12 protein-coding genes are annotated in these 9,525 nt (G+C 35.8%); 4 read left to right on the plus strand and 8 right to left on the minus strand.

Annotated features, from left to right (window positions below; genetic code table 11):
* From A9Q93_RS00850 to A9Q93_RS00885, 8 genes are all read right to left on the minus strand, one after another.
* Nucleotides 1-473 (minus strand): metal ABC transporter ATP-binding protein (locus tag A9Q93_RS00850; RefSeq protein WP_303685486.1); only part of this gene is annotated, 473 nt, incomplete at its 3' end.
* Complete coding sequence (locus tag A9Q93_RS00855) at nt 473-1,381, minus strand: metal ABC transporter solute-binding protein, Zn/Mn family (RefSeq protein ID WP_303685487.1); 909 nt, start codon at nt 1,379-1,381, stop codon at nt 473-475. The genes A9Q93_RS00855 and A9Q93_RS00850, both read right to left, overlap by 1 nt.
* A gap of 55 nt (nt 1,382-1,436) precedes the next feature.
* Entirely contained in the window at nt 1,437-2,222 is a 786-nt protein-coding gene (locus A9Q93_RS00860) for a transporter (protein WP_303685488.1), read from the minus strand.
* Entirely contained in the window at nt 2,219-2,875 is a 657-nt protein-coding gene (locus A9Q93_RS00865) for a metal-dependent transcriptional regulator (protein ID WP_303685489.1), read from the minus strand. Before A9Q93_RS00865 ends, A9Q93_RS00860 begins: the two co-directional genes overlap by 4 nt.
* Nucleotides 2,876-3,068: 193 nt before the next feature.
* Entirely contained in the window at nt 3,069-3,659 is a 591-nt protein-coding gene (nadD, locus tag A9Q93_RS00870; protein WP_303685490.1) for a nicotinate (nicotinamide) nucleotide adenylyltransferase, read from the minus strand.
* On the minus strand, nt 3,643-4,242 hold the full coding sequence (gmk, locus tag A9Q93_RS00875; protein WP_303685491.1) for a guanylate kinase: 600 nt from the start codon (nt 4,240-4,242) through the stop codon (nt 3,643-3,645). The genes nadD and gmk overlap by 17 nt, the downstream gene beginning before the upstream one ends.
* Nucleotides 4,242-5,117 carry a YicC family protein gene (locus A9Q93_RS00880; RefSeq protein ID WP_303685492.1) on the minus strand — a complete coding sequence of 292 codons (876 nt, stop codon included), beginning with the start codon at nt 5,115-5,117 and terminating at the stop codon, nt 4,242-4,244. The genes gmk and A9Q93_RS00880 overlap by 1 nt, the downstream gene beginning before the upstream one ends.
* A 56-nt stretch (nt 5,118-5,173) precedes the next feature.
* Entirely contained in the window at nt 5,174-5,758 is a 585-nt protein-coding gene (locus A9Q93_RS00885; RefSeq protein WP_303685493.1) for a Crp/Fnr family transcriptional regulator, read from the minus strand.
* Between the two features lie 265 nt (nt 5,759-6,023).
* Between A9Q93_RS00885 and A9Q93_RS00890 the strand changes: the two genes are divergently transcribed.
* The 4 genes from A9Q93_RS00890 to hemF are packed head-to-tail and all read left to right on the plus strand — an operon-like array spanning nt 6,024 to nt 9,402.
* Complete coding sequence (locus A9Q93_RS00890) at nt 6,024-6,686, plus strand: uroporphyrinogen-III synthase (RefSeq protein ID WP_303685494.1); 663 nt, start codon at nt 6,024-6,026, stop codon at nt 6,684-6,686.
* Nucleotides 6,673-7,698, plus strand: coding sequence for a uroporphyrinogen decarboxylase (hemE, locus tag A9Q93_RS00895; protein ID WP_303685495.1), 1,026 nt, complete (start codon nt 6,673-6,675; stop codon nt 7,696-7,698). Before A9Q93_RS00890 ends, hemE begins: the two co-directional genes overlap by 14 nt.
* 10 nt (nt 7,699-7,708) lie before the next feature.
* On the plus strand, nt 7,709-8,500 hold the full coding sequence (locus A9Q93_RS00900) for an EI24 domain-containing protein (protein ID WP_303685496.1): 792 nt from the start codon (nt 7,709-7,711) through the stop codon (nt 8,498-8,500).
* Nucleotides 8,500-9,402, plus strand: coding sequence for an oxygen-dependent coproporphyrinogen oxidase (gene hemF / locus A9Q93_RS00905; protein WP_303685497.1), 903 nt, complete (start codon nt 8,500-8,502; stop codon nt 9,400-9,402). Before A9Q93_RS00900 ends, hemF begins: the two co-directional genes overlap by 1 nt.
* Nucleotides 9,403-9,525 lie beyond the last annotated feature (123 nt).

Consider the following 9,525-nt stretch of genomic DNA (forward strand, 5'->3'; position numbering starts at 1 on the left):
GCATTTTGCACCAGCGCTCTGGCGAGAAAAATACGTTGTTGTTGCCCACCAGAAAGTTGTGAAATTTGTCTTCCTTTAAAAGCGAGCATTCCTACTTTTTCAAGTGCCTCTAGGGCTTGTTTTTTTTCTTTGGCACCTGGTCTTTTGATCCATCCTAAGGCGCCATAGGTTCCCATCATCACCACATCTAGCGCAGTTGTTGGGAAATCCCAATCTACACTTCCTTTTTGTGGAACATATGCTACTTTATCTCGTTGCTTTGCATATGGCTTACCATATATACTTACAGATCCTGCTATGGGATCGATAATTCCTAAAATAGATTTTATTAAGGTAGATTTTCCAGCACCGTTAGGGCCTACAATTGCCATTAAAACGCCTTCTGGAATAGCCAAATCAATATCCCAAAGTACCGGCTTGTAATTATAAGCAACGGTCAAATCGTCTACGGCAACTGCTATTTTTTGTTCCATTATTTGAGAGCGTTTACAATCGTGTTCACATTGTGCTTATACATTCCTATATAAGTTCCTTCTTCAGTTCCGGCACTTCCTAAAGCATCACTATATAACTCACCACCTATGTTTACCTCGTGATTTTGATCTTTTACCGCGGCTTGCAAAGCTTCTACAGTGCGTCGTGGCACACTACTTTCTATAAAAACAGCTTTAATATCATTTTCTATGATAAATTGAGTAATGCGCTGCACATCCTTAACACCTGCTTCCGTTGCTGTGGAAAGGCCTTGAAGTCCTACTACTTCAAAATCAAACGTTCTACCAAAATAATTGAAAGCATCATGCGCAGTTACTAAAATACGTTTCTCTTTAGGCAACTCCTCTACTTTTAAAGAGAGTTCTGTATGTAAGGCTTTTAATTTTTCTAGATAAGCATCACGGTTAGCCTCAAATGCCGTTGTGTTTTCTGGATCTAATTCTGATAATTTTTCAGTAATAAAACGTGTGATTTGACTCCAGTAAGCTAAATCAAACCATATATGTGGATCGTAATTACTGGCAAAGTACTCGCTACCTATAAGCGTGTCTTTGTTAAGCGCATCACTTATAGCGATCGTTGTTTTATTTTGCTCATTCATTTTTTCAAAGATCTCGACTAGTTTTCCTTCTAGGTGTAAACCATTATAGAAAATAGCATCGGCATTATCAAGTTTTCTAAAATCACCTTGACTCGCCTTATATAAATGTGGATCTATCCCACTACCCATCAAACCATTGACCTGTATTAAATCTCCACCTATGTTCTCTACTAAATCAGTGATCATAGTTGTTGTAGTAACAACTTTTAAAATGTCAGTATCTTCTTTTTTATCTGTACAGCTCACTATTGATAGTGCTAGTAAAAGAAGTATTATATTTTTCATAATGAGAGGTTTTATTATGGTTCTGCTTTCGCGAAAGCGGTATTTAACTTGCATTCTACTTCTTTCTTATTCTATAGCTCAAACCAGCACTGAGAAGTAAGTTTTGACCTTCAGTAATTCCCGAACCAAAGGTGAGGTCAAATTGCAAATCATCGTTTGCCAAATAAGTGAAACCTGCGTCCCAAAGGTGGTTTGCGCTAGAATCTTCAGGGAAATCTCCATAGAGCTCTACATAAACACCTATTTTACTGGTGAGATCATATCCATAAGCTAGTGTATATAAGTAGGCTAGTTCCGGATTCTCTGCATCTAAACGTGCTCCTAAATTGTAGGCTATGCTAGACCTTTCATTAAGTGTGTGATCAAAGGAGAACTTGAAATCCATACCTGTATTTTCTAGCCTGTAATCTGATCCTGCGGTAAATGGCATGCTTAAATGTCCTAGAATTGCCATTTTGGGCATCCATCCATTTTCCTCGGCGATTCCTATTTTTGCACCGATCAATAGTGGTGACGTACCGTTTAATTTCTCTCCTATCTGTTGCCCATTAGATTCAAATTCTGTTGATCTATAATCTAAACCGATGCGCAATTCAAAGTTTTCTAGAAGACCATATCGCAACAATGTTGTGTTATAGGTCATTTCCTTGGTTTTAAAACCATCATCACCATTATCAGTATAAAAACCTCCAGTTTCTATTTGTAAAAAACCTTTTCTCACAAGGCTAGGTGATTCTGTTGCGTCAGGCCTGTCAGTAATTAACGCTCCTATGTCGTCGGTTTGAGCAAACGATACGCTACTTATAAAAAGTAATACAATGAAAAATAATTGTTTAATCAAGATGTTATTTTTAAATAGAGGTTATCAGCTATTTGTTGTGAAACTTGAAGTGATTTTGCATTCACCTGGAGCGTAAAGGAATTATCAAAATCTTCTCTTTCAAGAACCTCAATTTGAGTTCCTAATTGAATACTATGTTTATCTAAGTAATTTAAAAAATTACTAGAAGTGTCTATCACACCTACAAGTGTACCTTTATCACCTTTTTTTAATTGTGAAAGAAGTGTTTTATTTATCACCTCATAATTACCATTGCTATCGGGAATAGGATCTCCGTGAGGATCTTTCTTAGGAAAATCAAGATGTTTATCTAATTGATCGATCAACTTTTGGGACTGGATGTGCTCTAATTGCTCTGCTATTTCATGAACCTCATCCCAAGAAAAATCAAGTTTTTCCACGAGAAAAACCTCCCAAAGTCTATGTTTCCTAATAATTTGATTGGCACATCGCACACCGTTTTCTGTAAGTCGAGCACCTTTATAAGGAATATATTCAGCCAGTTTTTTATCTGAAAGCTTTTTGAGCATATCAGTTACTGAGGACGCTTTTGTATTCATGCGACCTGCAATTTCATTTGTGGAGACAAGCATTTTACCATCTTGAAGATGAAAAATAGCCTTAATATAATTTTCTTCTGATACGGAATGCATTCGGCAAAGGTAAAGTATTTATTTGTTAAGAGTAAATTAAAGTTTAGTCTTGTCTAAAAGTATTGACCTGCTGAATGTAAGGTTTAATTCTTAGATTAAGAAAATGGGTGTTTTATATATCTCGCTTTCGCGAAAGCGTAAGAATGAAATTCACTTTCACTCAGTAACTAGTAATTCAAAAAAGCACTAAGACCTACTTATAGAAATGCATTTCTTCTACATATTCCTGTACTTGATGGTGCATAAAGTATCGTAAATCCTTGCCTTCTCTAATACCGTTACGTATCATGGTTGAGGATATTTCCATGATAGGTGCGTCAACCTTACTTATTTTAGAATGATTAATAAATTGATCTGGTATTTCTCCCGAGGAGACGCGTGGATAAACGATGATGCTATAATCATCTAATATCACCTGGTAATTCTTCCATTTATGTAGACTTTTCAAATTGTCCTCACCCATAATAAGTGTAAAATCCTTATCCGGATATTTTTCAGAAAGGTGAGCGAGTGTATTTACAGTATAACTAGGTTGCGGTAAACTAAACTCGATATTACTAGCTTTAATTTTATCGTAGTCATCTGTAGCAAGATGGACTAAATGCAATCTCTGGTAATCATCGAGAAGGGTTTTCTTCTTTTTATGAGGATTATGTGGTGTGACCACCATCCAGATTTCGTCCAGTTCACTATTTTCAACAAGATAATTTGCAATAGCCAGGTGACCTATGTGTATAGGGTTAAACGTACCAAAATAGAGGCCTATTCTATTCTTCTTCGTCATCGCTGACTTTTTTATTTATGAATTCATGAACGGTTTTATATGCCAGCTCTTTTGCAGCTTCAAGATCATCGTTCTTAATAATTACATCAAATTGAGGCGCTGTTGCCATTTCTGTACTAGCTTTTGCAACACGCATTGCAATTTTTTCGGCAGTTTCAGTTTTACGTTTTTTTAAACGTATTTGAAGCTCGTTAATAGATGGTGGCTTTACAAAAATAGCGATCGTACGATTGGGAAACTTTTTCTTTAAACGCAATCCTCCTACCACATCTATATCAAAGATTACATTTTTACCTTCGGCCCAGAGACGTTCTACTTCTTGTTTTAAGGTACCGTAAAACTGATCTTGATAAACCTCTTCAAACTCCAGGAAGTCGTTTGCTCGTATGCGGTTTTTAAACTCTTTAATTCCTAAAAAGTAATAATCTTTACCATCTATTTCTTCGCCTCTCGCCTCTCTAGAAGCTGCGCTAATAGAAAAAGCCAGATTCAATTCTTTTTTAGTTAATAAATGTCTTACTAGTGTAGTTTTTCCAGCACCAGATGGCGCACTAAAAACAATCAATTTAGGTAATATTTCCATTACAATACGTTAAGCAGTTGTTCTTTGATCTTTTCTAATTCGTCCTTCATTTGAACAACGATTTGTTGCATTACAGCATGATTTGCTTTACTACCTATTGTATTTATTTCTCTTCCTATTTCCTGACAAATAAATGCTAGTTTCTTTCCTTGAGACTCGGTAATCTCTAGTGTGTCCATAAAATAACTTAGATGATTTTCAAGACGTACTTTTTCTTCTGTGATATCATATTTTTCTAGATAGTAAATCAACTCTTGTTCAAACCTATTTTGATCTACTTTTTCCTTAATCTCTGTAATAGCCTTCTCTAGTCTAGTTCTTACTTCACTTAATCTAGAGACATCCTCTTCAATCACTTGCTGGAGTAATACTTTAATATTAGTAATTCTTTTGTTGAACTCTAACTCTAGGTGGCTACCTTCGTCTTTTCTAAATTGCTGTACAGCCTCTATGGCTTCATGTGCAACACGCTCTATGAATTCTACATCTTCCTTTGAAACCTCTCTATTCTCTTGTGCAAATACATCCGGAAACTTTGTAGCGATATCTAGAAGCTGCATTTTCTGACTAGAATCATTGTAATTAATTCCCTCAATCTCTGCCATTTGCTTCATGTAGCTTTGAACGATTTCTAAATTGAGTTTTGAATTCAACGCAACACCTGTTTGTTCTACATGAACAGCAAAATCCACCTTACCACGCAATAAGGACTTTGCAACTAGTTGTCTAAGAGGCAACTCTTGCTGTCTATAAATAGAAGGAATTCTCATATTAAGATCAAGATTCTTACTATTAAGAGTCCTGATCTCAATTGTGATTTTTTTATCTGATAATTGATTGACAGCTTTACCATAGCCTGTCATAGAAGTAACCATTTGCTAACTTTTTGCTGCAAAGATAATGATTAAGAAAACAGTTGTAATTTAACGAGTTACTTTGCGCCCATTTTACTTCTTAACCTACTAAGAGACTGCTGTCTAATACCTAAAAATGACGCGATCTCTTTTAAAGGTAGACGATCTACTATTGCCGCATATCGCACAATAAATTTTTTATATCTAGTGGTAGCGTCGTCGCCTATCATACGAGATTTTTCTTCGACCATGTTATGATAACGTTTCAACATGATTTTATGAAATGCTGGCATCAAACCAGAGTAAAGTTTACTCATGTATTCAAAGTCTTGATACTTAAAGCACAGCAGTTCACCAGATTCAATGCATTCTATTTCTAGGTTAGAAGGTTTCTGGTCTACAAAGCTATACATGGAGGTCATTACATTACCTTCTGCAACAAAGCGTATGGTATGCATATTTCCTTCTTCGTCCTTAAAACTTCCCTTTAATACACCTGATTTAACTATGTAAATACTATCTGCGACATCCCCTAATTTTAATAATACTTGTTTTTTACGCATTTTTACAACCTCAAGCATATTAAATATTTCATTAGCATATTCGAGAGATGGCTTATCGCCCTCACCTGTTAAATCATGCAGAAATGATGGTAATTCCATTTTAATAAATTCTTATGTGTTACTCTTTTCACTAGTAAATATCGCAGAAAAGAAGAGTTAAACAAAACATTATGAATAATAAGAAATGGTTACCAATAAATATTGTAAGAATTATCGGTAAAAAACACAAAAAAGCGATTAAAAGTGATGAGTTGTCAGAATTATTAACAGTTTATCGATAAAACATAATCTTTTTTGAACGTATTTTCACCGTCAAATATTATTATAAGGTTAAGTTGCATAGCGATAATAACAATATAACAACATGGTAAACAGTATATTATCTACTAAAGCACTTTCTGACTCTCAACAAGAATTAGTTTTAAACGCAGGTTTAAGCATCACTCACTACGACATTCTAAAAACTGAGCTTATTCCATTTCATTTAGATAATGATTTTACACATGTGATTATAACCAGTAAAAACGCTGTGCCTGCACTTTTAAAACATAAAATCTTACAACAACATGTTTCATGCGTAGGTGAAAAAACCGCTCAAATTTTAAGAGAGTATAACATCAATCCTTTAATAATTGCAAGGGATGCTAGAGAGCTCGCCAAAAAATTGATTGTTTCTTATCCTAAGGAAAAGTACCTTTATTTATGTAGTGTACATCGTAGAGATGAACTTCCAGCGTTATTTCAAAAAGAAAATCTACCTTATAAAGAACTTTTTGTTTATCGTTCCATACCTATTTTCAAGAGCTTTGATCGTACTTTTGCAAGCGTATGTTTCTATAGTCCTCGTGGAGTTATCGCTTTCGCGAAAGCGAATCCTAAAGTCAAATCATTTAAAGCAATTTGTATAGGAAATACCACAGCCCTTGAGGCCCGTAACTACTACGACACTATAGTAATTGCAACTAAACAAACAGTAGAAAACACACTAATAACAGCTATAAAATCAGTACGCAATGTTAAAAAATGATCTTTTTTTAAAAGCATTAAGAGGAGAAGAAGTAAAACGTCCACCAGTATGGATGATGAGGCAAGCAGGAAGGTATTTACCAGATTTTATGAAGTTGAAAGAGAAATACGATTTCTTTACTCGATGCCAGACTCCAGAACTTGCAACTGAAATTACAGTTATGCCCATAGATCAAATAGGACCTGATGCTGCCATACTATTTTCTGATATTCTGGTAATTCCACAGGCCATGAATATCGAGGTAGAAATGAAAGCTGGAGTTGGACCATGGTTGCCTGATCCTATTAGAACTGTGAAAGATCTTGACCGCGTGGTTGTACCAGATGTAAAAGACTCTCTACATTATGTTTATGATGCGATAGACATGACTAAGAAAGTACTAGACAATCGTGTTCCTTTAATAGGTTTTGCCGGTTCTCCATGGACCATCTTATGTTATTGTGTACAAGGTCAAGGAAGTAAGAATTTTGATAAAGCAAAGGAATTTTGTTTTACTCAACCAGAAGCTGCACACACTTTATTACAGAGAATTACTGATACTACAATCGCATATCTAAAGGAAAAAGTAAATCACGGTGTAGACGCAGTTCAAGTTTTTGACTCTTGGGGCGGCATGTTATCTCCAGTTGATTATCAAGAGTTCTCATGGAAATACATTCAGCAAATCGTTGATGCTTTAAAACCTCATACCGAGGTAATCGTTTTCGGTAAAGGATGCTGGTTTGCTTTAAACGATATGGCAAAAAGTGGCGCTAGTGCTTTAGGTGTAGACTGGACGTGTAGTGCTAGAAACGCACGATACTTATCTGGTGGTAATATTACACTACAAGGTAATTTTGATCCATCTAGACTATTCTCGCCACCAGCCGAAATTAAGAAAATGGTAACCCAAATGATCAATGAATTTGGCAAAGACCGATTTGTTGCTAACTTAGGGCATGGTATTTTACCTAACATTCCTGTAGAAAACGCACAAGCTTTTGTGGACGCTGTAAAGGAATACGGTCAGTAAATTTTGAATAATGTTCAAGAATATTCTAAAAGGGTTAACGTCATATAAGGACAGCCTAAAGCTTATCAATCAGTTAAAGCTTTGGAAGTATTTTCTTGTTCCTATGGGCATTAGTTTCCTTTTTGGAATAGCAGTTTTCTTTACTGTTTATGGCCTGTCAGATAATCTAGGACGATTCTTTGCTAAAGCCTGGATCTGGGAATGGGGACAGGAAACCGTTACTGAAATCGCTACTTGGCTAGGAGCATTAGTCATCTTAGTTCTTGGGTTTATACTCTATAAACATGTAGTCATGGCATTGAGTGCACCATTTATGTCACCAGTTTCAGAACGTGTGGAAAAACATTTTTATCCAAATGCCAGAAATCATATCCAGCATAGAGATACTACAAATACAGAACAATTGTGGCGAGGTATACGCATTAACTTGCGTAACATAGCTTATGAACTTCTTATCACTTTACCTCTATTATTATTAAGTTTTATTCCCGTTATAGGTATAGTTTTTACCATTACGGCATTTATGGTGCAAGCCTATTATGCTGGTTTTGGGAATATGGATTATACACTTGAAAGGCATTTTAAATATAGAGATAGCGTCAACTTCGTAAAACGTAATAGAGGCATTGCTATAGGAATAGGAATCGTATTTATGGGAATGCTATTTATCCCGCTTTTAGGAGTTATACTCGTATTACCATTTACGGTAACAGCTGCTTCTCGTGCTACACTAGAAGAAATGATCAAAGAAGAAAACCTTTCACTTCCAGATGCTCAAAAGCCTCAAATTAACGCTTCATGATAAAAGAACAGTTTTATAACTTTATAAAAGAACTACAAGACACTATAACTTCTAAAATAGAAGCCGTAGATGGAAAAGCGACTTTTCATCAAGACGAGTGGCATCGCAAAGAAGGTGGCGGCGGTTTTTCAAGAGTGATACAAGATGGAAATGTTTTTGAAAAAGGTGGCGTGAGCATCAGTGCTGTGCATGGTCCCTTACCGAAAGCAATGCAATCTTACTTTAAAGTAGATGATGTTGATTTTTACGCAACAGGTTTGAGTCTGGTAATCCATCCAGAAAACCCTTTGGTCCCTACAGTACATGCTAACTTTAGGTATTTTGAAATGTATGATAAATCTGGAACTATTGTCGACTCATGGTTCGGTGGTGGGCTGGATTTAACGCCATACTATTTATTTGAAGAAGATGCCAGACACTTTCATCAAGTATGTAAAAGCGTTTGCGATAGATATGAAGTGGCAGACTACCAGCTCTTTAAGAAAAGGTGCGATGAGTACTTTCACAATACTCACAGAGAAGAAGCACGTGGAATAGGAGGTTTGTTTTACGATTACTGTCGTAAAAGTGAGCAGTTCTCTATGAAAGACTGGTTAGCATTTCAAAAAGATATGGCAAATCATTTTCTTGACGCTTACATTCCTATTGTTGAAAAAAGAAAAGATTTACCTTTTACGGCAGAGCAACGAGAGTGGCAAGAGATAAGACGTGGCCGCTATGTAGAATTTAACTTAGTTCACGATAAAGGAACCTTATTTGGTCTTAAAACTAATGGTCGCATTGAAAGTATATTAATGAGTCTGCCTCCGCACGTACAATGGGTTTATGACCACAATCCAGCAGCTGGAAGTGAAGAAGAAAAGCTTCTCAAGGTCTTAAAAGAGCCCGTAGATTGGGTTTAAAATAACTAATAACGCTATTAGATTTTGTAAAAGTAAAACCGGTGCGATGATAGGTTATTTTAATAAATCAGTTTCTAATACTTTTTAGCTATTCCGCTTTCGCGAAAGCGGAAACCTCATCCT

It is taken from the genome of Nonlabens dokdonensis (genome assembly GCF_002162835.1).
GTDB lineage: Bacteria > Bacteroidota > Bacteroidia > Flavobacteriales > Flavobacteriaceae > Nonlabens > Nonlabens dokdonensis_B.